This is a genomic window from Allobosea sp., from assembly GCF_030695125.1.
GTDB lineage: Bacteria > Pseudomonadota > Alphaproteobacteria > Rhizobiales > Beijerinckiaceae > Allobosea.
Map to the genome: position 1 here is coordinate 15,416 of NZ_JAUYTP010000068.1, position 25,045 is coordinate 40,460.

Sequence of the window (25,045 nt, forward strand, 5' to 3'; positions counted from 1 at the left end):
GACTCACGTGATCGGGCCCGCCGACGCTAAGGCGAGGCCTCGCGCGACGGCAACCGGCTTGACGGCGACACAGTGCCGCGATGGCCCGAAACCTGTTGATCGCGCCGGTCAGGCCTTGGCTTTGGGGTCCCGCCCGAGCAGCCGTGCGAACTCGGCCTCGATCGCATCGACCGAGAACGGGTCGATCGGCTTCGGCTCGCCATCCGGCTCCGCCTCGGCCGGCTCGGGCGCGTCGGGAGCGGCAGGCGGCACGTCCGCCGGCCTGTCGCCCGTCGTTACGACATCGACCAGCGCGGGCGCAGCCTCCGCGGCGGAGGGATCTTCGCCCCGGCGCAGCTGGGCTTCCAGGTCGGACAGGAAGGCGGGCGAAAGCTCGGGCACGGCCGCCGGCGGTTCAAGAGGCTCAGGCTCCAGCGCTGCAACCGGCTCCGGCTCGACGGGCCTGACAGGTTCGGCCGGCTGGGCGGGTTCAGGAGGCTTGGTCGTCTCGACAGACTTCGGCGGCGAATTGGCCATGGCGCCGAAGCCGGGCTTGGGGACTGTCCGTTCGGGCTTGAGGCCAAGCGCCATCTCGAGTTCGGCCTCGACATCAAGCGGCAGCGCGCGGGCGACCGGCTCGGGCACGGGCGGGAGCGGCTCCGGCTTGACCGGCTCGGGGGCGGCGACAGGCTCGGGCGGGTTGACCGCGGGCGCCGGTTCGGCCTGGACCTTGGCCGGGACCGCCACGGGAGCCGAAGCCATCGCCTGCGACGAGCGCACCGCCGAGAACGGGCGCTTCAACGCCTCGTCGAGCTGGCGCGCCATGTCGTCGAGTTCCACGGCGCTGGCTGTCGGCGCAGGCGCATGGTCGCGCGCGAAATTCGGCGGCTGCACGACCGGTGCCGGTGGGGTCGGCAGCGACGGCGCCTTCGCCACTGCCACGGCGCCCAGAACGGCCGCGCCGCCGGCTGCGGCGGCCACGGCGGCCTCCGCCTGCGTCTGGACCGTGCGCGGCGTCGACCGGCTCGGCAGGGGCGGCAGGGGCGGCAGCTCTTCCTCCGCGACGGGGTGTGCCACGGGCGCCGGCGGCGCACGGCGCGTATCCTCGGCGACATCGAGCCGCCTCGGCTCCTGACGCGGCGGCTCCTGGCGCACCGGCTCCTGGCGCACCGGCTCCTGGCGCATCGGCTCCTGGCGCATCGGCTCCTGGCGCATCGGCTCCTGGCGGGCCAGTTCCGGCGGCACCAGCGTGTCGAAGGGCAGCGGCCGGTCGGGCAGGCCGAGATCCGGCTGGGCCGGCATCGCGGAGCGTGCGCCGCTGCGCACGATGTTGGTTTCGACGACGACGTCGGAAGGGCCACCGATCATGACGAGGTGCTCGACATTGTCGCGCCGGATCAGCACCAGTTGCCGCTGACGGTCGAGATCATGGATGTCGACGACGCCCAGCCGGGGCTGCCGCGTCCGACCGCCGCCCTGCCCCTTGATCCGCAACCGGCCGTCCTTGATCTGGCGTGCGAACAGCCCCAGCAGCACGAGCAGGACCAGGATGACGCCAAAAGCGATGACCCACTTTTGCGCGGTCGGGAGATCGAAGCCAAACAAGCTCTGCAAGGTCTGCCTCATAAGCGACGGCGGGCCGGACCCCGGCTACCGGTAGATACACCTGACGTTGAACACGCTGGCTATAGCATAGCGCCCGCGCTTTCGGGAAACATGGTGAACGCGTGGTTAACCGGTTCCTCGAAACCGCCGCACTTTAACCGATCGTTAACCAAGAGGCCGGCAATATTTACCCAGTGCCCGGCATGAACCCGCCGGCACAGGGAGGGCGGCGATCATGGCGAACACAGCCCTGGGCACAGGCGGCAACCTGATGCAGGCGCTCAAGACGCGCATGCACTGGCACCAGACGCGCCAGAAGGTCCTGGCCGAGAACGTCGCCAACGCCGACAGCCCCGGCTTCCGCCCGATGGAGGTCAAGGCGCCCGCCATCGGCGCCGGTCCGTCCGGCATCGGGCTCGCCCGCACCAGCGCCGGCCATCTCGATCTGAGCGGCCGCCCCGGCGGCTTCGACAATTCCCGCGCCCAACGCTTCGAGACCACGCCCAGCGGCAACGCGGTCAATCTCGAGGACGAGATGATGAAGGTCGCCCAGAACCAGTCGGACTATCAGCTCGCGGCCTCGCTCTACAGCAAGGGCCTCGGCCTGATGAAGATCGCGATCGGCAAGGGCCGCTGACCGCGCAGACGACGCCCCGGGCATCGCGTCGCTGACGGATCGCACCAGAAGGAACAGGCACAATGGATCTTCTCAAGAGCATCGCGGTGGCGACGTCGGGGCTGCGCAGCCAGTCCGGCCGCATGCGCGTCATCTCCGAGAACGTGGCCAACGCCGATTCGGGCCCCGAGCGCCCCGGCGCCGACCCCTATCGCCGCAAGATTCCGACCTTCCAGCGTCGCTTCGACCGCGAGCTCGACGCGCAGGTCGTCGACATGGGCCGCGTCCAGCGCGACCAGAGCGCCTTCCGCGTCAAATACGAACCCGGCAACCCCACCGCCGACGCGGCCGGCAATGTCCGCATGCCCAACGTCAACTCGCTGATCGAGACGATGGACATGCGCGAGGCCCAGCGCAGCTATGAAGCCAACCTCAACCTGATCTCGTCGACGCGCCGGATGATCCAGCGCACCATCGACATCCTGCGCGCTTAAGGGAGCTGCTCGCCATGGCCACGCCAAGCTTCGCCGCCGGCGCCTATGCCTCGATCCAGGGAATGGGCGCGGGCAATCTGCTCCGCAAGCCGCTCGCCTCGACCGGCGCCGAATCCGGCAATACGGACTTCTCCGCCCTCGTCGGCAAGGCGCTCGAAGCCACCGCCGATGCCGGCCGCAAATCCGATGCGCAGGCGGCCTCGGTGGCGATGGGGCGCGCCGACGTGGTCGACGTCGTCACCGCCGTCGCGGAGAGCGAGGCCGCCATCGAGACGCTGGTGGCGGTGCGCGACCGGGTGATCGCGGCTTACGAAGAAATCATGCGGATGCCGGTGTGACGCGGCAGTTGAGGATAAGACCATGACATCCGGAGCCATCCTCGACGTCGCGCGCGACGGCATCATGGTGTTTCTCAAGGCCGGCGGGCCGCTGATGATGATCGCGCTCGTCGTCGGCCTGGCCGTCTCGCTGATTCAGGCGCTGACCCAGATCCAGGAACAGACGCTGGTCTATGTCCCGAAGATTCTGGCGGTCTTCGCCGGGCTGATGCTGTTTCTGCCATTCATGGGAGACGCGCTGGCGGGTTATATGGGACGGGTCGCCGTCCGAATCGCCACGGGCGAATGAGCCTGCCGCTGCAAAGCCTCGTCCTCTGCGCGGGACCGGCCCAGTGGCGCCCCGATCGGCGACGAGGTTCCGGCAGCCCGATGCAGATCGCGATCCTGCCCGAAATCAGCGCCGTCTTCGTGCTCGTCTTCGCGCGGGTCGGCACGCTCGTCATGCTGATGCCGGGCATCGGCGAGCGCTTCATCTTCTCGCGGGCGCGGCTGTCGCTGGCCTTCTTCATCGCGCTGCTGATGGTGCCGATGGCGCGCCCGCTCCTGCAATTGCCGCCGGGCCTGTCGGGGCTGGTCGGCCTGCTTCTCGGCGAGGTGCTGATCGGGCTCGTCATCGGCGTCTGCGCCCGCTTCGTCATGGCCTGCCTGCAGACCGCCGGCACGCTCGTCGCCCAGACCATGGGGCTGGGCTTCGCGATGACGGTCGATCCGACCGGCGGCACCCAGAACCCCTCCATCGGCAACCTGCTCACCATGCTCGGCATCACCCTGATCCTGGCCAGCGACCTGCACCATGTCGCCATCGTCGCGATCCATGAGAGCTATCGCGTGCTGCCGCCCGGCGGCATGCCGGAGATCGGCGACGTCATGATGCTGGCGGTGCGCGCCGCCGCGCAGGGTTTTGCCCTTGCGGTGCAGATCTCGGCGCCCTTCATCGTCTTCGGCCTGCTCTTCAATCTCGGGCTCGGCGTGCTCGCCCGCATGATGCCGCAGCTCCAGGTCTTCTTCCTCGCGGTCCCGGCCTCGATCCTGGGCGGCATGCTGGTGCTGTTTGCCGTCGTCGGCGTGATGATGAGCGTCTTCCTCGCCGATCTCGGCGCCTTCCTGCGCCAGTTCGCCGGCAACTGAGGGCGCCATGTCGGAGGAAGCCGAGAACGACGACAGAACAGAAGACCCGACCCAGCGAAAGCTCGATCAGGCGACCGAGAAGGGCGACATTCCCCGATCGCAGGAGATCGGAACCTTCTTCGTGCTCTGCGGCTTCACCCTGGCGCTGCTCGTCGGCGCCGGCTGGTCGGCCCGCGACGCCGCCCTGTCCCTGCGCAGCTTCCTGATGAACGCCCATCAGGTGCCCTCCGACGGATCCGCCTTCGCCAATGTCGCCAGCAAGGGCATGATGACCGGCTTTGCCGCGCTCGGCCTGCCCTTCGCCTTCATCCTCGTCGCGGCGCTGGTGGGCGCGCTGATCCAGCACAAGCCGCTCTGGACCCTCGACCCGCTGAGCCCGAAATTCAGCCGCATCTCGCCCATGGCCGGCGCCAAGCGGATGTTCGGCAAGGAAGCCTGGGTCAATTTCGCCAAGGGCCTCGCCAAGACCGGGCTCGTCGGCGCCGTGCTGTGGTTCACGCTCTGGGCCGAACACGACCGGCTCGAGGGCTTCGCGCAGATGAACGTCTCGGCCCTGCTGCCGGCGACGCTGGTTCTCGCGATCAAGCTCATGGCTGCCGCACTCGCGCTGTTCGCGGTGATCGCGCTCGGCGATTTCGGCTGGCAGCGCTTCTCCTGGTACCAGCGCCAGAAGATGACCAAGCAGGAGCTCAAGGACGAGTACAAGAACTCGGAAGGCAATCCCGAGATCAAGGCCAAGCTCCGCCAGATCCGGATGCAGCGCGCCCGCAAGCGCATGATGGCGGCCGTGCCCAAGGCGACGGTCATCATCACCAACCCGACCCACTATGCCGTGGCGCTCAAATACGAGCCCGGCATGGCCGCTCCGCTCTGCCTCGCCAAGGGCGTCGATGCTCTCGCCCTGAAGATCCGCGAGGTCGCCGGCGAGCACAGCGTCCCGATCGTCGAGAACGTGCCCCTGGCGCGCGCGCTGTATGCCAGCGTCGAGATCGACGCAGAAATTCCTGTCGAACACTACCAGGCCGTGGCCGAAGTCATCGGATACGTCTTGCGCCTGAAGCGCCGGCGCGCCTAACTCGCTGCAGCGTGATGCCGGGACGGCGCGAACCGGTTTTCGGCTCTCATCATGCGTCAGATTCTAGCGCGCATCGCTCCCCTTAGGAGCGGCGCGGCGGCAACGGGACGGATCACACCGCAATGGGCGGCACCACGACTGCGATCGATCGCTCCGACAAGCCGGGCCATATCGGCGTCATCCTGCTCGTCGCGGGGTTGCTCGTCGGCGCCGCGGTCGCGCTCGGCTTCATCGCCAATGAATGGGCCCAGCCGCTGATTCTCGGCCTGCTGGCGCTGCTGTCGGTCGTCGGCGTCTTCGGCCTCTTCGCCTTCGCCATCGGCCTGATCCAGTTCTCCGGCCGCGCCGCCCGCAACGACCTGACCAAGGCGATCGTCGACCGCGCCGACGAGGGCGTCGTCGTCACCGAGGGCGAGACCGCGATCGTCTACGCCAACGAGGCCTATCTGGCTCTGGCCGGCGCGAAGGGCGCCAGCGACCTGCGCCCGGTCGGCAGCCTGTTCACCGGCCGCGCCGAGGTCTCCGAGGCGATCTACCGCCTCGCCACCGCCGCCCGCGAGAACCGCAAGCTCGCCGAGGAAATCCGGCTCGAGCCCGCGCTGAACGGCCGCGGCGCCGTCGGCTGGTACCGCATCAAGGTCTCGCCCGTGCGTCGCGACGGCAAGTCCGCGACGCTCTGGTCGGTCTCCGACGTCACGCCCGAGCGCGAGCGCCAGGAGAACGCCTTCCAGGAGCTCCAGCACGCGATCGACTATCTCGACCATGCGCCGGCCGGCTTCGTCTCGATCGATGCCGATGGCGAGGTCTCCTATCTCAACGCCACGCTCTCGGGCTGGCTCGATTTCGACCTCGCCCGCTTCGGCTCAGGGGGCTTGCATCTCGACGACATCGCCACGCCCGGCGCCGCGGCCCTCGTCCAGGCCATTCGCGGCCATCCCGGCGATGTCCGCATCGAGGTGCTCGACGTCGATCTCAAGCGCCGCAACGGCGCGCCTTTGCCCGTGCGCCTGCATCACCAGGTCGCCTTCGGCAGCGACGGCCGCGCCGGCTCCTCGCGCACGCTGGTTCTGAACCGCGCGCCGGGCGAGGTCGGCACGGATGGCGGCAGCGAGGCCGAGATCCGCTTCGCCCGCTTCTTCCACTCGACGCCGATGGCGATCGCCACCGTCGACCGCAACGGCGCGATCCTGCGCGCCAACGCCGCCTTCGCCCGGCTGACACAGGCCGGCCCGCAGCCCACCACGATCCACGATCTCGTCGCCGTCGGCGGCGGGCTCGACCGGGCGCTGACCGAGGCGATGGAGGGCCGCTCCGAGATCACCCCGCTCGACCTGACGCTGGCGACCGACGAGGCCCGCTCGGCCCGGCTCTATCTCTCCCCCGTGGCTGCGACCGAGGATGGCGACGGCGAACGCGCCATCATCTACGCGCTGGAGACCACCGCCGAGCGCAAGCTCAAGGACAACATCGACCAGGCCCAGAAGATGCAGGCCGTCGGCCAGCTCGCCGGCGGCATCGCGCACGACTTCAACAACGTGCTGCAGGTGATCATCAACGCCTCGGAGTTCCTGCTGGCGAGCCACCGCCCGACGGACCCCTCCTTCCCCGACATCATGCAGATCAAGCAGAACGCCTACCGCGCCGCGGCGCTGGTGCGGCAGCTACTCGCCTTCTCGCGCCGCCAGACGCTGCGCCCGCAGGTGCTGGAGCTCGGCGACGTGCTGTCGGATCTTTCGCTGATGCTGAAGCGCGTCGTCGCCGACAAGGTCACGCTCGACGTCCGCCAGGGCCGCGACCTCTGGCCGGTCAAGGCCGATCTCGGCCAGCTCGAGCAGGTCATCGTCAACCTCGCGGTCAACGCCCGCGACGCCATGGCCGATGGCGGCAAGCTCACTGTGCGCACCCGCAATGTCGAGCGCGCCGACTGCGCGGGCTTCGCCCATGCCGCCCTGCCGGCCGACGACTATGTCCTGCTCGAGGTCGAGGATTCCGGCACTGGCATCGCGCCCGAGCATCTCGACAAGATCTTCGAGCCGTTCTTCACCACCAAGGAGGTCGGCAAGGGCACGGGGCTGGGCCTCTCCATGGTCTATGGCATCGTCAAGCAGACCGGCGGCTTCGTCTTCTGCGACTCCGTCGTCGGCCGCGGCACGATCTTCCGCATCTTCCTGCCCCGCCATGTCCCCAGCGAGGAGGAGATCGCTGCCGAGGCCGCGATCAAGGAGGCGCCCAAGAAGGTCGCCGCCGACCACACCGGCGCCGGAATCATCCTGCTGGTCGAGGACGAGGACGCGGTCCGCGCGCTCAACGCCCGCATGCTGGTCTCGCGCGGCTACACCGTCCACGAGGCGGCCTCGGGCGTCGAGGCGCTCGACATCTTCCTCGCCCATGACGGCCAGATCGACCTCGTCGTCTCCGACGTGGTCATGCCGGAGATGGACGGCCCGACGCTGCTCGGCGAGCTGCGCCAGCGCAACCCCGCCACCAAGGTCGTCTTCGTCTCCGGCTATGCCGAGGAAGCCTTCCGCAAGAACCTGCCCGAGGGCGAGGATTTCCAGTTCCTGCCCAAGCCCTTCACGATGAAGCAGCTCGTCGAGACGGTGAAGGCGGCGATGGGGTGAAGTTCCTCAGCCGAGCGCGTCGGCCAGCGACAGGCGCACATGCCCGTCCCGCCCGGTAATCGCGGGCGCCGCCAGCATCGCGTTGAGCACCGCCTCCTGCGTCGCTTCAGTGGCGGCCCGGAACGGGAGGTCGATCCGGCTCTCGTTGAGCATGGTCAGCGGCAGGAGATCGGCAGCCTCGTGATGGGCGATGCGCCCCGCCGTGCTGAACGCCACGGCGATGTCGCCGCTGCCATGGCCCCAGAAGGCCCCCAGCCGCGCCAGACCCGCGCCGCAGCGTCGTGCCACCCGGGTCAGCTGGCGTGACTCCAGCGGCAGATCCGTCGCCAGAACGATGATGACCGAGCCGCGCTCCGGCGTTGCAGACCCAGCAGCCGGCGGCACGGGCCGGCGCCCATCCGGCAGGACCAGATCGCCGGCATTGCCGAAATTGGCGAGCACGAGCACGCCGAGCGTAAAGTCGCGCCCGCCCAGCCGCATCAGCCGCGAGGCCGTGCCGATGCCGCCCTTGAAGCCGAAGGCGCTCATCCCAGAGCCGGCGCCGACCGAGCCCTCGGCGACCGGCCCGCCCGTCGCGGCATCCAGCGCGGCATGGGCGTCGGCCTCGGTCAGGGCCCGCGCGCGGATGTCGGAGAGAAACCCGTCATTGCATTCCAGTACCAGCGGATTGACCGTGCCCGTTTCGCGCCCGATGTCGGCGTTGTCCGCCAGGGCCCGGCTGACCAGCGCGTCGAACCCGACGCCGACAGAAAAGGTGTTGCCCAGCAGGATCGGCGTCTCGATCTGGCCGAGTTCCGCAAGCTGCACCAGCCCCACGCTCTTGCCGAAGCCGTTGATGATGTCGCAGCCCGCCCGCAGCTTGTCGCGAAACAGGTCGCCCTCATGCGGCAACACCGCCGTGAAGCCGGTCAGGACATCGCCCTGGCGCAGGCTGCGATGCCCGACGTGCACCCCCGCGACATCGGTGATCGCGTTGAGCGGCCCCGGCGGCAGCGTCCCGCAGACCAGACCATAACCGCGTGCGCGCTTGCTCAATACCGTCACCCCTTTGAAGCCAGCCTGGCCGCCAGCGCCCCCGCGAGACCGGGCCGTCAACAACTCCTGACATCTCCTGTCAGCAAGCATTGCGCGAGAACAAAAAAAGAACTTGCCCGCGAGAACAAACCATGACCAATCTTGGCCATCGGCGCGGATTGAGATGTCCCCGCGCCCCTGCCATAAGGAGCGCGAATCGTGAGTCAGGCGAATCTGAAACTGGTGGAAGGGTCCTCGATGGACAAGGCCAAGGCGCTGGATGCGGCGCTCTCGCAGATCGAGCGCGCCTTCGGCAAGGGCTCGATCATGCGCCTGGGCAAGAACCAGCAGGCGATCGAGATCGAGACGATTTCGACCGGCTCGCTCGGCCTCGACATCGCGCTCGGCGTCGGCGGCCTGCCGCGCGGCCGCGTCATCGAGATCTACGGTCCTGAATCCTCCGGCAAGACCACGCTGGCGCTCCACACCATCGCCGAGGCCCAGAAGAAGGGCGGCGTCTGCGCCTTCGTCGATGCCGAGCACGCGCTCGATCCGGTCTATGCCCGCAAGCTCGGCGTCAATCTCGACGACCTGCTGATCTCCCAGCCCGACACCGGCGAGCAGGCGCTCGAGATCACCGACACCCTCGTCCGCTCCGGCGCGATCGACGTGCTGGTCGTCGACTCGGTCGCAGCCCTCACCCCGCGCGCCGAGATCGAGGGCGAGATGGGCGACGTCCAGCCCGGCCTCCAGGCCCGCCTGATGAGCCAGGCCCTGCGCAAGCTGACCGCGTCGATCTCGCGCTCGAACTGCATGGTCATCTTCATCAACCAGATCCGCATGAAGATCGGCGTGATGTACGGCTCGCCGGAGACCACGACCGGCGGCAACGCGCTGAAGTTCTACGCCTCCGTGCGCCTCGACATCCGCCGCGTCGCGACGCTGAAGGACCGCGAGGAGGCCACCGGCAACCAGGTCCGCGTCAAGGTCGTCAAGAACAAGGTCGCGCCGCCCTTCAAGCAGGTCGAGTTCGACATCATGTTCGGCGAGGGCATCTCCAAGGTCGGCGAGCTCGTCGATCTCGGCGTCAAGGCCGGCATCGTCGAGAAATCCGGCGCCTGGTTCTCCTTCGACAGCCAGCGCCTCGGCCAGGGCCGCGAGAATGCCAAGACGTTCCTCAAGGCCAATCCCGAAATGGCCGCCAAGATCGAAGCGATGATCCGGCAGAATTCCGGTGTGCTGGCCGATCGCATCCTCGACCAGGCGACGCCCAGCGCCGACGATCTCGACGAGGGCGAGGCCTGAGCGCAGGCTCCGGCTGGCGGCGACATCCTCGCCGTCATCCCGGACGCAGCGAAGCGAAGATCCGGGATCCATTCCCGAGCATTGATCGGAAAGGTTCCGGAATGGACCCCGGGTCTCCCTCCGATCGCCCGGGATGACGGCAGGTTTGGCTGGAATGATGTGGACGGCGACACGGGCGGCTCTCGGGCCGTCCGTTTGCGTTTGCGCACAAGGTGTTGAGCCACGCGCCTCTCTCGACAGCGGCATGTCGCCTGACTAGAACGCTTGGAAACCGCCGGTCTTGGGCCCGGACGGCAGCCCAATAGCCAAGAGTTCGAACAGCGATGAGCGGCGTCAACGAAATCCGGTCCACCTTCCTCGACTATTTCAAGGGCCAGGGCCATGAGGTGGTGGCGTCGAGCCCGCTCGTGCCGCGCAACGACCCGACGCTGATGTTCGCCAATTCGGGCATGGTGCAGTTCAAGAACGTCTTCACCGGCCAGGAGAAGCGTCCTTACGTGCGTGCCACCACCGCGCAGAAATGCGTCCGCGCCGGCGGCAAGCACAACGACCTCGACAATGTCGGCTACACCGCGCGCCACCACACCTTCTTCGAGATGCTGGGGAACTTCTCCTTCGGCGATTATTTCAAGGAACAGGCGATCGAGCACGCCTGGACCCTGGTCACCCGCGAATACGGCCTGCCCAAGGAGAAGCTGACCGTCACGGTCTATTCCGAGGACGACGAGGCCCATGGCCTCTGGAAGAAGATCGCCGGCCTCACCGACTCAAAGATCATCCGCATCCCGACCTCGGATAATTTCTGGCGCATGGGCGATACCGGCCCCTGCGGCCCCTGCTCCGAGATCTTCTACGACCATGGCGACCACATCCCCGGCGGCCCCCCGGGCTCGCCCGACGAGGATGGCGACCGCTTCATCGAGATCTGGAACCTCGTCTTCATGCAATACGAGGAAGCGGCGGGCGGCATTCGCACCAACCTGCCCCGCCCCTCGATCGACACCGGCATGGGCCTCGAGCGCATCGCCGCCGTGCTCCAGGGCACGCATGACAATTATGCGATCGACCTGTTCGCGGCCCTGATCTCCGCCATCGCCGACCTCACCAACGTGCCCTCGGACGGGCCGATGAAGGCGAGCCACCGCGTCATCGCCGACCATCTGCGCTGCGCGGCCTTCCTGATCGCCGACGGCGTGCTGCCCTCGAACGAGGGCCGCGGCTATGTGCTGCGCCGGATCATGCGCCGCGGCATGCGCCATGCGCAGCTGCTCGGCGCCCGGGACCCGCTGCTGCACAAGCTCGTGCCCGTGCTGACCCGCGAGATGGGCCGCGCCTATCCCGAGCTGCTGCGCGCCGAGGCCCTGATCTCCGAGACGCTGCAGCTCGAGGAAACCCGCTTCCGCACCACCCTCGCCCGCGGCCTGACCCTGCTCGACGACGCGGCGAAGGACCTGACCTCCGGCCAGAGCCTGAAGGGCGACGTCGCCTTCACCCTCTACGACACCTACGGCTTCCCGCTCGATCTGACGCAGGATGCGCTGCGCGCGCGCGGCGTCACCGTCGACACGGATGGCTTCGATGCCGCCATGCAGCAGCAGAAGGCCAAGGCACGCGCCGCCTGGGCCGGCACCGGCGAGGCCGCGACCGAGAAGCTCTGGTTCCCCTTGCGCGACAAGCTCGGCGCCACCGAATTCCTCGGCTACGACACCGAGACCGCCGAGGGCGTCGTCACCGCGCTGATCCGGGACAATGCCGAGGTCGAGAGCCTCGCAGCCGGCGAAACCGGCCTGATGATCGTCAACCAGACCCCGTTCTACGGCGAGTCCGGCGGCCAGGTCGGCGATGCCGGCACGGTCCGCGGCGCCGGCCTCGTGGCAGCGGTCAGCGATGTCCAGAAGAAGCTCGGCGATGTCTTCGCCCATGCCGTCACCGTCAAGGATGGGGTGCTCAAGCGCGGCGCCGCCGTCGAGCTCACCGTCGATCATGCCCGCCGCACCGCGATCCGCGCCAACCACTCCGCCACCCATCTGCTGCACGAGGCGCTGCGTCTCGTCCTCGGCGACCATGTCGCGCAGAAGGGCTCGCTGGTCTCGCCCGATCGGCTGCGCTTCGATTTCTCGCATCCCAAGCCGATTTCGGATGAGGAACTGCGCGAGGTCGAGGAGATCGCCAACGCCATCGTGCTGAAGAACGAGCCGGTCTCGACCCGGCTGATGAGCGTCGACGAGGCGATCGCCTCGGGCGCCCGCGCGCTGTTCGGCGAGAAATATGGCGATGAGGTCCGCGTCGTCGCGATGGGCACGAACACCACCGGCCGCGCCTATTCGGTCGAGCTCTGCGGCGGCACCCACGCCAGCCGCACCGGCGATATCGGCCTCGTCAGCGTCGTCGGCGAAAGCGCGGTCGCCGCCGGCGTGCGCCGCCTCGAGGCGATGACCGGTAACGGCGCCCGTCTGCGCCTCAACACCGAATCGCGCCTGCTCGACGGGCTCGCCAGCCTGCTCAAGGTCCCCGCCCATGAGGCCGGCAACCGGCTCACCGCCCTGATCGAGGAGCGCCGCAAGCTCGATCGCGAACTGTCGGATGCCCGCAAGAAGCTCGCCATGGGCGGCGGCGGCGAGGCTGAAGCCCCGGTCCAGGAGATCGCCGGCACGAAGCTCCTGGCGCGCGCCATCAGCGGCGTCGAGATGAAGGATCTGAAGAGCCTCGCCGACGAGGCCAAGACCCGCATCGGCTCGGGCGTCGTCGCCATTGTCGGCGTCGCCGAGGACGGCAAGGCCGGCGTCGTCGTCGGCGTGACGCCGGACCTGACCGAGCGCTTCGACGCGGTCGCGCTGGTGCGCGCAGCGTCGGAGGCGCTCGGCGGCAAGGGTGGCGGCGGACGCCGCGACATGGCCCAGGCCGGCGGGCCCGACGGCGACAAGGCGCAAGCCGCGCTCGACGCCGTCGCCGCCGCGATGGGCTGAAGACATCATGGACGCCGCCGCCTCTGCGATGGGATGGCGGCGCCGGGTGCATCTCTGGTTCGACCATGGCGCGGGCGACGACCCGGTCGCCACCGCGATCCATCGCGGGCTCGTCCTACTGATCTGCGCCAACGTCGCGGCGATCGTCCTGGAATCGGTTCCCGACCTGGCGCAGCGTTTCGGCCCGGCCTTCCACGCGCTCGAAAGCGTCTCGCTGGCGATCTTCGCGCTGGAATACGCCGCGCGCCTCTGGGTCGCTCCCGAGCATATGCGCTACCGGACCCTGCCCGCCGCGAAGGCCAGGCTGGCCTATGCCCTGTCGCCCCCCGCGATCATCGATCTGCTGGCGACCTTGCCCCTGCTGTTCTCGGTCTTCGGCTACAGCCATCTGCGGGTGCTGCTGCTGCTGCGGCTGCTGCGCTTCTTCAAGCTCGGGCGCTATTCGCCGGGCATGGCCTCGCTCGCCGCCGCACTCCACGCCGAGCGCAAGGCGCTCTTCGCCTGCTTCGTCGTGCTGATGGGCGTAATGTTGATGACGGCCAGCCTGATGCATCTCGTCGAGCACGAGGCCCAGCCCGACAAGCTCGGCACGATTCCCGACGCGATGTGGTGGGCGATCATCACACTGACCACGGTCGGCTATGGCGACGTCTCGCCGATCACCGCGGCGGGCAAGGCGGTGGCCGCCGTCACCGCCGTGCTCGGTCTGGTCATGCTGGCGCTGCCGGTCGGCATCGTCGCCACCGCCTTCGCACAGGAAATCCACCGCCGCGAATTCGTCGTGACCTGGAGCATGATCGCGCGCGTGCCATTGTTTGGCCAACTCGATGCGGTGGAGATCGCGGAGGTGATGCAGTTCCTGCGCGCCCGCACGGTGCGCAACGGCGTTGTCGTCACGCATGAGGGCGAGCCACTGCAGGCGCTCTATTTCGTCGCCAGCGGCGAGGTCGAGCTCGCCTTGCCGGAGGGAAAGGCGACGTTGGACGAAGGCCATTTTTTCGGCGCACTGACGCTGGACGACGTCGCGATCACGAGCCACGCGTCAGGCGTCAACGCCGCGGTCGCGACCGCGCCGACCAAGCTGCTCGTGCTCGACCAGATCGACTTCCGCGCCCTGACCGCGCGCAGCCCGAAACTCGCCGCCCATATCCGCAAGCTGGCGCGCGACGCATGAGGCGTCGCCACCTCGTCCTGCTGGCGGCAGCCGCCCTGCCGCTGGCCGCGCTGTCGCTCGCCGGCGCCCCGTCGCAGACACAGGCCCAGCAGCAGGCCTCCCGCAAGCCGCCGCAGCCCGCAGGCCCGGCGCTCTCCGCCTCGCAGCGGGTGATGGCGGGCTCGCCCCTGAGTGTGCTTGCCAGCCGTGCGCCGGAGGGGGCGCGGCTCGCCATCGCCCGCCCGGCCGATCCGGCGGGAAGCGCCATCGTCGTGGTGCCGCTGCGTGCTCGCCCCTCGGCCAGCCTGCCCACGCCGGGCGAGGCCGGCGCCTATGAGTTGCGCCTGACGCGCGACCAGGACGGCGCCCCCGTCATCCTGCTGCGCCAGCCGCTCGTAACCACGCCGCCGCAGGCGACCCTGGCCGCGCCCGCCCGCATCGGCCGCGGCCAGGCCCTGCCGGTGCGCGGCATCGGCCCCAATGGCGAGCGCGACCGCGTCGTGCTGGTCCCCGCCGGCGCCGCCCCCAACACCGATGGCCCGTCCTTCTTCCCGCAGGAGAACGTCGAGGCGACGCTGGACGGCCCCGACCAGCCCGGCGTCTATGAGCTGCGCTATGTAATGGACGCCCCCGTCAGCGGGCTACGCGTGCTGGCGATGAGGGCGGTGAGCGTGGAGTGAGGGCGAGCGCAAGCTCCCGTCCTGGTCACCACACGAACCACGGCTTGTCATTCCGGGGCTTCGCGCCAGCGAAGAGCCCGGAATCCATGACCACCGCAGACGACGATAGGCCGCGCGATGTCGGCGCCTGCCCCAGCAACAGTCGTGGTCATGGGTTCCGGACTCGGGCCTTCGGCCCGCCCCGGAATGGCGCTATGATGCGGCGTCTCATCTACTCCGGGGAGATCGAGCGATGACCGGCGAGAGGTTCGACAACGCTTTTGCGGCGCTCTGCGACACACCGGCCGAGGTGCGCCATCTCGCCATGCGCTCCAACCTCATGGATGCGATCGAAGTTGTCGTCTCGTCATGGAACCTGTCCCAGGCGGAAGCCACACGCCGCCTCGGCCCGACCCAGCCGCGCCTCAACGATCTCCTGCGCGGCAAGATCAGCATATTCAGCCTCGACGCCCTGACCGGCATCGCGACAGCGGCGGGCTTGAGCGTGTCGCTGGAGATCGCGGCGGCGGAGACGGTGGCGGGGTGATACTGTTGTGAGGCGGAGGGCGAAACGGCCTGATCCCGTGGTCCTTGAATGCGATGACGGAGTCAGCTTGCGACCATGTCAGGCATCCCGAGTGAGGCGTAGGCTCTGGCTATGAGCGTAACGGGGAAGCTGAACGAAGGCATGGTCGCTTTGGACGAGCAGCAGATCGTCTCCATCGAGCAGGGCGACCGCCTCGTCGTGCTGGCGCGAACATTGGACACGAGATCGACACAGGCCCGTGAGGCGCTTGAACAGGCGGCGAGTGAATGGGCTGGCTTTGGCAAAACATACCTTGGTCGCGCCCTCTACCGCCATCACTCGGTTTTCAAGAGCCAATCTGATGCGCCCGTCTGGAGCCATGTCGAGTTCGTTTATTTTCGAGATATTGTTCCGAGCGAGGCCGTGGATCAGCTCGTCCATGCCCCGCAGCCAACCGGCGTGGATTTGCTGAGAGCTGAAATTCTTCTGACGACACCCGCCTCTTTTGTCTTTCCACGAGATTGGTCCGGGTCCTCAGATCGCGCGGGTCGAAAACCATCGGTCGAGTATCTCGACGTCGATCCATCCTATCTCCGTGACTACCGAGAGATAATGCGACGTTACATCGGACCGGCCGCTTCAAAGCTTGTTGCTATGGGGAAACTCGGAACATTCAGAACGATGGAGACGGCCGCCATTCTATTCCAAGCTCCTTCTTTCGTCGCGAAGTGGAACCAGATTCACTTGAGCGAGGTCGATGCCGAAGGCTTCCAAGGGTTCGGACAGGAACTGGACGCGGCTCTCCGCGAGATTTCGCCGGATGGAGGCTTTACCCGCGTTTTCGCGGAACTGGACCGGATGCGGAGCATCCCACGCTGGACCCTGAACGAAGCTGTGTTGGAGGCCGACGCTACGGTCGGCGAATGGAGCACTGCCGGGGTGGCCAAGTAACCTCGGCGATGAGGCGCGAGACGTCAGTTTCCTGCCCACAGCCGACACGGGCATAACCTCCACCCCTTATCCCCGCAGCCCCGCCCGCCCCTATCCTCCCCCCGCTGCACCCGACCAAGGGGGCTGTCGCGAGGCGTCGTGCGGCCGGGTGGAGTGGCGGGTTTCGGGAGGCGTCGCCGTCGCGGGCGGGGGCTCCCGGAGGCTGAATGGCCGTAAGTCCCCTCGTCAGGGACGACCAGCCGCGACGCCCAAAATCCCCGCGCGCGGAGCCGGGCGGCGCGAGATCGGCGCTGCATCGACATCTCGACATCGACACTCGACATCGGCACTCGGCTCTGGTCCGCGCGCCACCCGGCTCCGCGCATCCCCTCGGGGGAATTGGTGCGAAACCCCGCGGCTCTCGGCCGGTCGGGGCTTTCGGTGTGCTGCCTTATGATTTTCCCCCCGAACCACCCCCGTCATCCTGGGCGGCCGCAGGCCGACCGGGATCCATCAGAGGGCGCTGTCCAGCCCTGGGATGGATCCCGGCCTGCGCCGCGTGCCGCGGCTTGTCCAGGATGACGCGTAGAGGAAACCGATCCCATCTGCCCCAAGCGCGACGTCGTCCCGGGCGCAGCGCAGCGGAGACCCGGGACCCATTCCGGAACCTCGATCGGAAAGGCTCCGGAATGGATCCCGGATCGGCGCGGCTATGCCGCTTGTCCGGGATGACCCGCGCGTTCCGAGACAAACACGCCTCAACGAAAAAGCCCGGCCGTCGCCGGCCGGGCTCGTGTCGTCACGAGAGGCTGAGGCCCGCTCAGGCGGCCATGGCCTTCTTCATGTTCTCGCTGACCTTCTCAAGGAAGCCGGTGGTCGAGAGCCACTTCTGCTCGGCGCCGACCAGCAGGGCCAGATCCTTGGTCATGTCGCCGGCCTCGACGGTGTCGACCGTGACCTTCTCGAGGAGGGTCGCGAACCTGGCGAGCTCGGCATTGCCGTCGAGCTTGGCGCGGTGGGCGAGACCACGGGTCCAGGCGAAGATCGAGGCGATCGAGTTCGTCGAGGTCTCCTTGCCCTTCTGGTGCTCGCGATAGTGGCGCGTCACCGTGCCATGCGCGGCTTCGGCCTCCACCGTCTTGCCGTCCGGCGTCATCAGCACCGAGGTCATCAGACCCAGCGAGCCGAAGCCTTGAGCCACCGTGTCGGACTGCACGTCGCCGTCATAGTTCTTGCAGGCCCAGACATAGCCGCCCGACCACTTCATCGCCGAGGCCACCATGTCGTCGATCAGGCGGTGCTCATAGGTGATGCCGGCGGCGTCGAACTGCGCCTTGAACTCGGCCTGGTAGATCTCCTCGAAGATGTCCTTGAAGCGCCCGTCATAGGTCTTGAGGATGGTGTTCTTGGTCGAGAGATAGACCGGGTACTTGCGGATGAGGCCGTAGTTCAGCGACGCCCGTGCGAAATCGCGGATCGACTCGTCGAGATTGTACATCGCCATGGCGACGCCGGCTTCGGGGGCCTTGAAGACCTCCTTCTCGATCACCGCACCGTCCTCACCGACGAACTTGATCGACAGCGTGCCCTTGCCGGGGAATTTGAAATCAGTGGCGCGGTACTGGTCGCCATAGGCATGGCGGCCGATCACGATCGGCTGGGTCCAGCCCGGCACGAGGCGCGGCACGTTCTTGCAGATGATCGGCTCGCGGAAAATGACGCCGCCGAGGATGTTGCGGATCGTGCCGTTGGGGCTCTTCCACATCGACTTGAGGTTGAATTCCTTCACGCGGCCTTCATCGGGCGTGATCGTCGCGCATTTCACGGCGACGCCATGCTTCTTGGTCGCATTGGCGGCGTCGATCGTCACCTGGTCGTCGGTGGCGTCGCGGTTCTCGACCGAGAGGTCGTAATAGTCGAGTTCGAGGTCGAGATAGGGGAAGATCAGCGTGTCCTTGATCTTCTGCCAGATGATGCGGGTCATCTCGTCGCCGTCCATGTCGACGACCGGGTTGGCGACCTTGATCTTGCTCATGTGAAACGACCCCTGCTTCTGGCCAGATTGAAACGCGTCCAGCCTGCGGCAGAGACGCCGCAGGCGGTTGGGCGTGTCCTAAAGCATCGACCCGGAAAGGGAAATGCGGTTTTCGGCTAAGGCGCTGCGAAAGCGCGCCACGCCACAGGCAAGCCCCGGCGACCGGGCGCGGCTTTCACGCAACGCCGAGGGGCGGACTGCGGACCGCCCCATACCCGCCGCAAAATCGTCGGCATCGCCCCCGAGTTTCGCCGGCTCGCCGCCCCCGGATCGGGAAGATCGCCTTGCCCATGCCTTCGTTGTCGCACCCGTCGTTGCCCCTATCGCTGCCCTGGCCTTCGCCCGCCCGGGCCCATCGCCCCCTCGCCCTCGCCGCGCTCCTGCTGCTGGCCGCCCTGCCCGCCGCCCGGGCGCAGGCGCCCGAGACCGCGCCGGCCCCGATTCAGGATGCGGCCTTCGGCGAGGAGGCCGAAGCCATCCTGTTCGCGCCGATCCCGCGCTGGGAGGCGACCGCGACGGAGCCCGCGCCGGAGGTTCCGGGCTATCTGGCGCCGGGCTCGCCCCGCCGCGGCGCGGGCCGCAACCCGCTCGCGCGGCCGGAGATCGCCGCGACGCCGATCCGCCGCGGGCTGGCGCAGGGCGCAGGCCCGCTGCCGGCCGCGACCGAACGTGCCGTCGGCATGAGGCTCGGCGCCGACCAGCTTTCGCTGTCGACCGAACTCGTCACGGGCCAGGGCGGCTGGCAGCGCACCGACACCCGGCTCGGCTGGAGCCTGACGCGCGGCACCGATGCGGACGGCGAGGTCGTCTGGAGCGCGGCCGCGGGCGGCAATCTCCCCGCGGCCGGCGCCGCCGAGCAGAACGGCGAGGCCATCCTGGGCTACCGTTTGCGCCCGCACGACATCGTCACATTGACGACCGAGATCGCGCTCGCCGGCCGCTACACCTTCGCCACGCAGAACGGCCTCGTCGGCAGCCTGACGCCGCGGGTGAAGGTCGTCGCCGACCTGACGCAGCCGTTGGCGACGCCCTGGCGCACCACGCTCGACCTCAGCCTCGGCCGGCAGGTGCCCATGGTCGGCCGCGACCTGCAGACCAACGGCACCGCCCTGCTCAGGCTGGAACTGCCGACGCCCTGAAATGCAGGGCGGGCGCCCTTCCCGTCCAGCCGGCGCCCCGGTAGTCTCCTGCCCATGACAACCGACGCGCCTTCTTCCACACCCCGCTTCGCCCTCGTCACCGGCGGCACCCGCGGCATCGGCCAGGGCGCCGCGCTGGCGCTGGCAGCAGCCGGCTACGAGGTGCTCGCCACCGGCCTGACCGAGGAGGAGGTGGCGGCCACCCCGCCCCACCCCGCGATCCGCCATGCCCGGCTCGACGTCACCAGGGACGCCGAGGTCGCGGCAACCGTCGCCGCCTGCCCGCGGCTCGACGCGCTGGTCAACTGCGCCGGCATGATCCAGCGCGGCGGCAAGGAATTCGAGATCGACGCCTTCCGCCTGACCATCGAGGTCAATCTCAGCGGCACGATGCGGATGTGCCTGGCGGCGAAGGACAAGCTCGCCGCCGGCAAGGGCGCGATCGTCAACATCGCCTCGATGCTGACCTTCCACGGCTCGGCCTATGCGCCGGGCTATGCGGCCTCCAAGGGCGCGATCGGCCAGCTCACCAAGTCGCTGGCCGCCGCCTGGGCGAGCGACGGCATCCGCGTCAACGCCGTCGCCCCGGGCTGGATCGAGACCGAGCTGACGCGGCCGCTGGTCGAGGATGCCGCCCGCTCGGCGCCGATCCTGGCGCGCACGCCGATGAACCGCTGGGGGCAGCCAGCCGATGTCGGCGGCGCCATCGCCTTCCTGCTCTCGGATGCGGCGGGCTTCATCACCGGCACCATCCTGCCGGTCGACGGCGGCTATCTGGCGGTTTGACCGCCAGCAAGAAACGCAACCGGCACAAGACGATGCCGGGCACATCTGAATCAGTTCGGCAACGACGGTTCAGCCAACATCAAACGGGAGAAACGCGATGAACAAGGTCAGCCCCATTCCGGTCGCCGCCAGCGAGGCCGAGCGCTGGACGCCCTACCGCCATCCCCAGCCGAAGGATTCCCCGCCCGAGCTGATCGTGCCCAACGTCATTCCGACCGATGAGCGCATCTGGGTGCCGGTCGACGACAATGTCTGGTTCCGGCCGCTCTGCCTGAGCGTAACGCGCGGCTACTGGATGAACCTGCTGCGGGTCCGCCGTTCCGGCGTGCTCTCGCGCCATCGCCACCCCCAGCCGGTCCATGGCTATGTGCTGAAGGGGAAGTGGCGCTACCTCGAGCATGACTGGGTCGCGACGGAAGGGGCTTACGTCTACGAGGCCCCGGGCGAGACCCACACGCTGGTGGTCGATCCCGACACCGAGGAGATGATCACCATGTTCCAGGTCAACGGCGCGATGATCTATGTCGACCCGGACGGCAAGTGCTTGGGCTATGACGACGTCTTCACGCGGCTCGACAAATGCCGCGCGCATTATGCCAGCAACGGGCTGGGCGCGGAGTATGCCGACCAGTTCATCCGGTAGGGCGGACGGTGCGTCAGGCTCCGCGCCGGTTCTTCAGTAAAACCGTTTGTCCCTGCGTGGTTTCCTGCTCCGATGCGGATGGATGCGCAACGTCCTCGGGGGGCTCGGCGAAATGCTCCGCAATGAGTTCTCGCGCGCGTTGTGCGATGCGCTTCCGGCGCTCCTCCGGAAGCGTGGCGAGGATGTCCTCCATCGGAACCGGGTGGCCGGGCGCTGTCATGCTGACGTCTCCCTGTTCAACCTCGCGAGATGGGCTGCGAAGCGGCGATCAGCCTTGGCGATGAGCGCCTTGTAAAAACGACGCTGCGAGACGCCGGACTTGTCCGCACCGCATAATAGCACGGCGTTCCTCAGCGGGTCGAATGCATAAGCGACGCGCCAGACGCCGTCCTGAGCGTCGAAACGCAGCTCCTTCATATTTGCGAAGCGCGACCCGTTCAGAGTGTCGGAATGCGGGCGCCGGGCCCAACCTCGGCCAAGAACAAGGCGAGAGCGGAAATCTCATCGCGCACAGCTTCGGGAAGCTGCGCCAGTTCCACGGCAAATTCGGCGTCGACGAGAACGTGCCAACCCATCGGGAGTAACTCGGCAGGGGGTCAGTTGCCCCCATGCTATCTCACCGTCCGAGCTTGGCCAGCTCCACCGCCGCGCGCAGTTCGATATGCGCCAGCACGTCGTCCAGGCGCGGATCGTCGGTCGCCTCGCGCCGCTGGGTCAGGTTGGCCCTGATCTGTTCGAGCTCGGAGATGTTGACGCGGCCTGAGAGCAGCGCCGCCTTGAGCCGGTCGAGCCCGTCGAGCAGGTCGTGGCCGCGCTTGGCCTGGCGCTTCTTGCGCTCCTGCGGCTCCTCATAGGCCTGGACCGCGAGCAGCGTGTCGAGCGGGCCCGACGCGGAGACGCCAGCGCTGCGGGCGCTGGCGGCGCCCTCCTTGGTCGGCAATGTAAAGGCGGCGCCCCCCGCGCGCCTCGCAGGCCCAGCCGGCCCGGCGTTGGAGATGGGTGCGCGCTGGTCGATCCGGATCATGGTCGCCTCGCGATATCGGTCATGCAAACCCTCGCGCCGGCACGGTTAACAGACGGTAAACCACCCGGCAGAAACTGCCGCCCCGGCAGGATCGGCCGCCGGGTTTGCGCCGGGCTCACCCTGCCGCTGATTTCCAAACAACTGATAAATCAGCACTTTCAATTTGTCGGCGTGTGGCACGCGGATCGCAGGAGAGTGTCCGGACGTTTCCTCCTGCCGGTGAGACCATGCTGCGCACAGTCGCCCTGAAATCCCTGCTGAAGCCGCTGGCCGCGCTGCTCGCGCTCGGCCTGGCGCTGGCGTCGGGCCCGGCTCAGGCGCTGTCGCGGATCAAGGACCTGGCCTCCGTCGAGGGCGTCCGCTCCAACCAGATCCTCGGCTACGGCATCGTCGTCGGCCTCAACGGCACCGGCGACACGCTCAACAACGCCCCCTTCACCAAGCAGTCGCTGACGGCGATGCTGGAGCGCCTCGGCGTCAACACGCGCGGCGCCAACATGCGCACCGCCAACGTCGCCGCCGTGATGGTGACCGCCAACCTGCCCCCATTCGCCACCCAGGGCACGCGCATCGACGTCACCGTCTCGGCGCTGGGCGACGCCAAATCGCTGCAGGGCGGCACGCTGCTGGTGACGCCGCTGCTGGGCGCCGATGGCGAGGTCTATGCGGTCTCGCAGGGGCCGGTCGCGATCGCCGGCTTCTCGGCCGAGGGCGACGCCAGCAAGATCACCCGCGGCGTGCCCACCGTCGGCCGCATCGCCAATGGCGGCGTGGTCGAGCGCGAGATCGACTTCGCGCTGAACAAGCTCAAGACGCTTCGGCTGTCGCTGCGCAACCCGGATCTGACCACCGCGCGCCGCATGGCCGCCGCGATCAACGATTTCCTCGGCGGCGAAGCGGCCGAGCCGACCGATCCGTCGACCGTCGTGCTGCAGATCCCGCCGCGCTTCCAGGGCAACATGATCCGGATGCTCACCGATATCGAGCAGCTCCGGATCGAGCCCGACCAGCTCGCCCGCATCGTCATCGACGAGCGCTCCGGCATCATCGTCATGGGCAAGGATGTCCGCGTCTCGACGGTGGCCGTCGCGCAGGGCAACCTCACGGTGACGATCACCGAGCAGCCGCAGGTCAGCCAGCCCGAGCCGCTGTCGAATGGTGAGACCGTGGTCACGCCGCGCACCAATGTGAAGGTCGACACCGGCGCCGCCAACAAGCTGGCCCTGGTCCGCGAGAGCGTCACCCTGGCCGAACTCGTCGACGGGTTGAACGCGCTCGGCATCGGCCCGCGCGACCTGATCTCCATTCTCCAGGCCATCAAGGCGTCCGGCGCCCTGCAGGCCGAAATCGAGGTGATGTAATGAGTGCGACCCTTGCGCTGCCGGCCGCCAAGCTCGGCCTCAACGTCGCCGGCAACCTGATCGGCGGTCTGGCCAACGCGCTGGACCCGGCCAAGGCGAAGGCCAAGAAGCAGGCCGATGATTTCGAGACCATGTTCCTGGAGCAGGTGACGCAGCAGATCATGGCCGCGCCGGAAGGCAGCGAGGGCCCGCTCGGCGAGAACGGCATCGGCGGCGACATCTACAAGTCGCAGCTCACCCAGGAATACGCCAAGCAGATCCAGAAGGCCGGCGGCCTCGGTCTGTCCGACAGCATCCTGCGCGATCTGCTGCGGGTGCAGGAGCAGTCGGGCGCCGCCGCCCCGGCGCAGGCCGCCGGAGCCTGATGATGTCGGTTGCCAGACGCGTTCTCGACGAGCGGCCGCGCATTTCCAGCCCGCTCGAGGCCCGGGCGCTGATCGAGAGCGTGCTGGAGGCGCTGTCGGCGCTCTCGCATCTCGTCGGCGAGGAGACCGAGCTCGTCCGGGGCGGGCGTCTGCCCGAGGCGATGACGCGCGAGGCCCGCAAGACCGAACTCGCCGGCATCTATATGCGCGGCGTCGAGCAGGTGAAGCTCAACGCGGTGGCGCTCGCCCGCTTCGTGCCCGATCAGGTCCAGCGCCTGAAGGCGGCCCATCTCTCCTTCCAGACGCTGATCGAGACCAACCAGATCGTGCTCGCCACGGCCCGCGCGGTTTCGGAATCGATCATTCGCGACCTCGCCGCCGACGCCAACCGGCCATCGCGCGCAGGCGGCTACGGGCCGACGGCCACCGTCGGCGCGGGCGCCTTCGCGCGGCCGAATTCGGGGCCCCTGATGGTGTCGCGGCGGCTCTGACGCCAGAGCTGCAAGCCCATTCGGGCGGCTGCACCGGAAACCCTCAATATTTACCTAACTTCTTGACGGGGGATTCAATCTTTCCTGCCACATTGGGCAGGTTCGGAGGGGTCCATCCCGTCCGAAGTCGAGGGCAAGCAGCGGCGCCGCGTCGCTGGGCCCGACTCCAGAAGGAGTGAAACCATGGATTTCGGCAGCCCATCCAGGACCGCCCCGGTCACAGGTCTTCCCCCCGTCGCCCGCGCCGACATCGTCGCGACGCAAGGCAGCGTCGGCGTCGAACTCGCGCCCGAGAAGACGGTGCAGTCCGCCCAGGCGGGCGAGGCGGTCAGGCTCGACGTGCGCGCCCAGGATCAGGACGCACGGGCCCGCGACCAGCAGACCCGCGCCGCCTTCGAGCGCCGCACGGCCGAAAGCCAGAACCAGGAACGCCAGTCGCGGCAGGATCTCGACACCGCGGTCGAGCGGCGGATCGTCATCGAGCCCCGCACGCGCGCCGTGGTGATGCAGCAGAAGGACCGCGAGACGGGCGAGACCATCTCGCAGCTCCCCGACGAGGCCATGCTGAAGCTGCGCATCTATTCCCGCGAACTGACCGACCGAGCCCGCGAGATCGAGGATGCGAACCGGCCGCAGGTCGAACGCATCGCCTGAGCGCGCCCGCCGCGTCCCTCGCCTCCCCTCCGACCCTTCTCAAGACGCCCGCCTCGCGCGGGCGTTCTGCTGTCTGCCCCTCAACCGCCGCCGTTTGCACGGCGTTAACCCTGTTTTCGGGCGCGGCCTCGAAGCCCG

The 25,045-nt window shown here is 68.3% G+C and carries 26 protein-coding genes; 20 read left to right on the plus strand and 6 right to left on the minus strand.

Annotated elements, in window-relative coordinates:
• Positions 1-108 precede the first annotated feature (108 nt).
• Positions 109-1,593 (minus strand): hypothetical protein, encoded by a 1,485-nt coding sequence (locus Q8S38_RS19760; protein ID WP_305682056.1) that lies wholly within the window; start codon positions 1,591-1,593, stop codon positions 109-111.
• A 226-nt stretch (positions 1,594-1,819) separates the two neighbouring features.
• Between Q8S38_RS19760 and flgB the strand changes: the two genes are divergently transcribed.
• From flgB to cckA, 7 genes are all read left to right on the plus strand, one after another.
• Positions 1,820-2,221 (plus strand): flagellar basal body rod protein FlgB, encoded by a 402-nt coding sequence (gene flgB, locus Q8S38_RS19765; protein ID WP_305682057.1) that lies wholly within the window; start codon positions 1,820-1,822, stop codon positions 2,219-2,221.
• Positions 2,222-2,283: 62 nt separating this feature from the next.
• A complete protein-coding gene (flgC, locus tag Q8S38_RS19770) occupies positions 2,284-2,694 on the plus strand; it encodes a flagellar basal body rod protein FlgC (protein WP_305682058.1) in 411 nt (136 codons plus the stop codon).
• 14 nt (positions 2,695-2,708) lie between these two features.
• Positions 2,709-3,032 (plus strand): flagellar hook-basal body complex protein FliE, encoded by a 324-nt coding sequence (locus Q8S38_RS19775; RefSeq protein WP_305682059.1) that lies wholly within the window; start codon positions 2,709-2,711, stop codon positions 3,030-3,032.
• A gap of 22 nt (positions 3,033-3,054) precedes the next feature.
• Positions 3,055-3,321, plus strand: a complete 267-nt coding sequence (gene fliQ / locus Q8S38_RS19780) for a flagellar biosynthesis protein FliQ (RefSeq protein WP_305682060.1) — start codon at positions 3,055-3,057, stop codon at positions 3,319-3,321.
• Positions 3,322-3,401: 80 nt separating this feature from the next.
• Positions 3,402-4,160, plus strand: a complete 759-nt coding sequence (gene fliR, locus Q8S38_RS19785; protein WP_305682061.1) for a flagellar biosynthetic protein FliR — start codon at positions 3,402-3,404, stop codon at positions 4,158-4,160.
• A gap of 7 nt (positions 4,161-4,167) precedes the next feature.
• Positions 4,168-5,235, plus strand: coding sequence for a flagellar biosynthesis protein FlhB (gene flhB, locus Q8S38_RS19790; RefSeq protein WP_305682062.1), 1,068 nt, complete (start codon positions 4,168-4,170; stop codon positions 5,233-5,235).
• A gap of 122 nt (positions 5,236-5,357) precedes the next feature.
• The gene (gene cckA, locus Q8S38_RS19795; protein WP_305682063.1) at positions 5,358-7,856 is read left to right on the plus strand and encodes a cell cycle histidine kinase CckA; all 2,499 of its coding nucleotides are present in this window, start codon (positions 5,358-5,360) and stop codon (positions 7,854-7,856) included.
• A 6-nt stretch (positions 7,857-7,862) separates the two neighbouring features.
• Here the strand turns inward: cckA and Q8S38_RS19800 are convergent, their stop codons facing one another.
• The gene (locus tag Q8S38_RS19800) at positions 7,863-8,891 is read right to left on the minus strand and encodes a DmpA family aminopeptidase (protein WP_305682064.1); all 1,029 of its coding nucleotides are present in this window, start codon (positions 8,889-8,891) and stop codon (positions 7,863-7,865) included.
• Positions 8,892-9,089: 198 nt separating this feature from the next.
• Here Q8S38_RS19800 and recA point away from each other — a divergent pair, with 198 nt between their 5' ends.
• The 6 genes from recA to Q8S38_RS19830 all read left to right on the plus strand — a co-directional run bounded on the left by recA (position 9,090) and on the right by Q8S38_RS19830 (position 16,430).
• On the plus strand, positions 9,090-10,175 hold the full coding sequence (gene recA, locus Q8S38_RS19805) for a recombinase RecA (protein WP_305682065.1): 1,086 nt from the start codon (positions 9,090-9,092) through the stop codon (positions 10,173-10,175).
• Between the two features lie 323 nt (positions 10,176-10,498).
• Positions 10,499-13,141, plus strand: a complete 2,643-nt coding sequence (alaS, locus tag Q8S38_RS19810; protein ID WP_305682066.1) for an alanine--tRNA ligase — start codon at positions 10,499-10,501, stop codon at positions 13,139-13,141.
• 7 nt (positions 13,142-13,148) lie between these two features.
• Complete coding sequence (locus Q8S38_RS19815; RefSeq protein ID WP_305682067.1) at positions 13,149-14,315, plus strand: cyclic nucleotide-gated ion channel; 1,167 nt, start codon at positions 13,149-13,151, stop codon at positions 14,313-14,315.
• Positions 14,312-14,974, plus strand: a complete 663-nt coding sequence (locus Q8S38_RS19820) for a hypothetical protein (protein WP_305682068.1) — start codon at positions 14,312-14,314, stop codon at positions 14,972-14,974. Before Q8S38_RS19815 ends, Q8S38_RS19820 begins: the two co-directional genes overlap by 4 nt.
• Positions 14,975-15,206: 232 nt before the next feature.
• A complete protein-coding gene (locus Q8S38_RS19825; RefSeq protein WP_305682069.1) occupies positions 15,207-15,500 on the plus strand; it encodes a helix-turn-helix domain-containing protein in 294 nt (97 codons plus the stop codon).
• 111 nt (positions 15,501-15,611) lie between these two features.
• Complete coding sequence (locus Q8S38_RS19830; protein ID WP_305682070.1) at positions 15,612-16,430, plus strand: hypothetical protein; 819 nt, start codon at positions 15,612-15,614, stop codon at positions 16,428-16,430.
• A 799-nt stretch (positions 16,431-17,229) separates the two neighbouring features.
• Here the strand turns inward: Q8S38_RS19830 and Q8S38_RS19835 are convergent.
• Positions 17,230-18,444 (minus strand): NADP-dependent isocitrate dehydrogenase, encoded by a 1,215-nt coding sequence (locus tag Q8S38_RS19835; RefSeq protein WP_305682071.1) that lies wholly within the window; start codon positions 18,442-18,444, stop codon positions 17,230-17,232.
• A 290-nt stretch (positions 18,445-18,734) separates the two neighbouring features.
• Here Q8S38_RS19835 and Q8S38_RS19840 point away from each other — a divergent pair, with 290 nt between their 5' ends.
• The 3 genes from Q8S38_RS19840 to Q8S38_RS19850 all read left to right on the plus strand — a co-directional run bounded on the left by Q8S38_RS19840 (position 18,735) and on the right by Q8S38_RS19850 (position 21,012).
• Positions 18,735-19,583: a hypothetical protein gene (locus Q8S38_RS19840; protein WP_305682072.1), complete on the plus strand. Its 849-nt coding sequence runs from the start codon at positions 18,735-18,737 to the stop codon at positions 19,581-19,583.
• Between the two features lie 54 nt (positions 19,584-19,637).
• Positions 19,638-20,369, plus strand: a complete 732-nt coding sequence (locus Q8S38_RS19845; RefSeq protein WP_305682073.1) for an SDR family NAD(P)-dependent oxidoreductase — start codon at positions 19,638-19,640, stop codon at positions 20,367-20,369.
• A gap of 97 nt (positions 20,370-20,466) precedes the next feature.
• Positions 20,467-21,012, plus strand: coding sequence for a 2,4'-dihydroxyacetophenone dioxygenase family protein (locus Q8S38_RS19850; protein ID WP_305682074.1), 546 nt, complete (start codon positions 20,467-20,469; stop codon positions 21,010-21,012).
• 13 nt (positions 21,013-21,025) lie between these two features.
• On the opposite strand, the gene Q8S38_RS19855 is transcribed toward Q8S38_RS19850, so the two are convergent.
• The 3 genes from Q8S38_RS19855 to Q8S38_RS19865 all read right to left on the minus strand — a co-directional run bounded on the left by Q8S38_RS19855 (position 21,026) and on the right by Q8S38_RS19865 (position 22,036).
• Positions 21,026-21,232, minus strand: a complete 207-nt coding sequence (locus Q8S38_RS19855; RefSeq protein ID WP_305682075.1) for a hypothetical protein — start codon at positions 21,230-21,232, stop codon at positions 21,026-21,028.
• Complete coding sequence (locus tag Q8S38_RS25030; RefSeq protein ID WP_371125925.1) at positions 21,229-21,429, minus strand: type II toxin-antitoxin system RelE/ParE family toxin; 201 nt, start codon at positions 21,427-21,429, stop codon at positions 21,229-21,231. Before Q8S38_RS25030 ends, Q8S38_RS19855 begins: the two co-directional genes overlap by 4 nt.
• Positions 21,430-21,628: 199 nt before the next feature.
• Positions 21,629-22,036: a flagellar assembly protein FliX gene (locus Q8S38_RS19865; RefSeq protein ID WP_305682076.1), complete on the minus strand. Its 408-nt coding sequence runs from the start codon at positions 22,034-22,036 to the stop codon at positions 21,629-21,631.
• 227 nt (positions 22,037-22,263) lie between these two features.
• On the opposite strand from Q8S38_RS19865, the gene Q8S38_RS19870 reads away from it, so the two are divergent.
• The 4 genes from Q8S38_RS19870 to Q8S38_RS19885 all read left to right on the plus strand — a co-directional run bounded on the left by Q8S38_RS19870 (position 22,264) and on the right by Q8S38_RS19885 (position 24,907).
• Positions 22,264-23,397, plus strand: a complete 1,134-nt coding sequence (locus Q8S38_RS19870) for a flagellar basal body P-ring protein FlgI (protein ID WP_305682077.1) — start codon at positions 22,264-22,266, stop codon at positions 23,395-23,397.
• A complete protein-coding gene (locus Q8S38_RS19875) occupies positions 23,397-23,762 on the plus strand; it encodes a rod-binding protein (protein ID WP_305682078.1) in 366 nt (121 codons plus the stop codon). The genes Q8S38_RS19870 and Q8S38_RS19875 overlap by 1 nt, the downstream gene beginning before the upstream one ends.
• Before the next feature lie 2 nt (positions 23,763-23,764).
• Positions 23,765-24,253 carry a hypothetical protein gene (locus Q8S38_RS19880; protein ID WP_305682079.1) on the plus strand — a complete coding sequence of 163 codons (489 nt, stop codon included), beginning with the start codon at positions 23,765-23,767 and terminating at the stop codon, positions 24,251-24,253.
• A 183-nt stretch (positions 24,254-24,436) separates the two neighbouring features.
• Complete coding sequence (locus Q8S38_RS19885) at positions 24,437-24,907, plus strand: hypothetical protein (protein ID WP_305682080.1); 471 nt, start codon at positions 24,437-24,439, stop codon at positions 24,905-24,907.
• Positions 24,908-25,045: the final 138 nt, after the last annotated feature.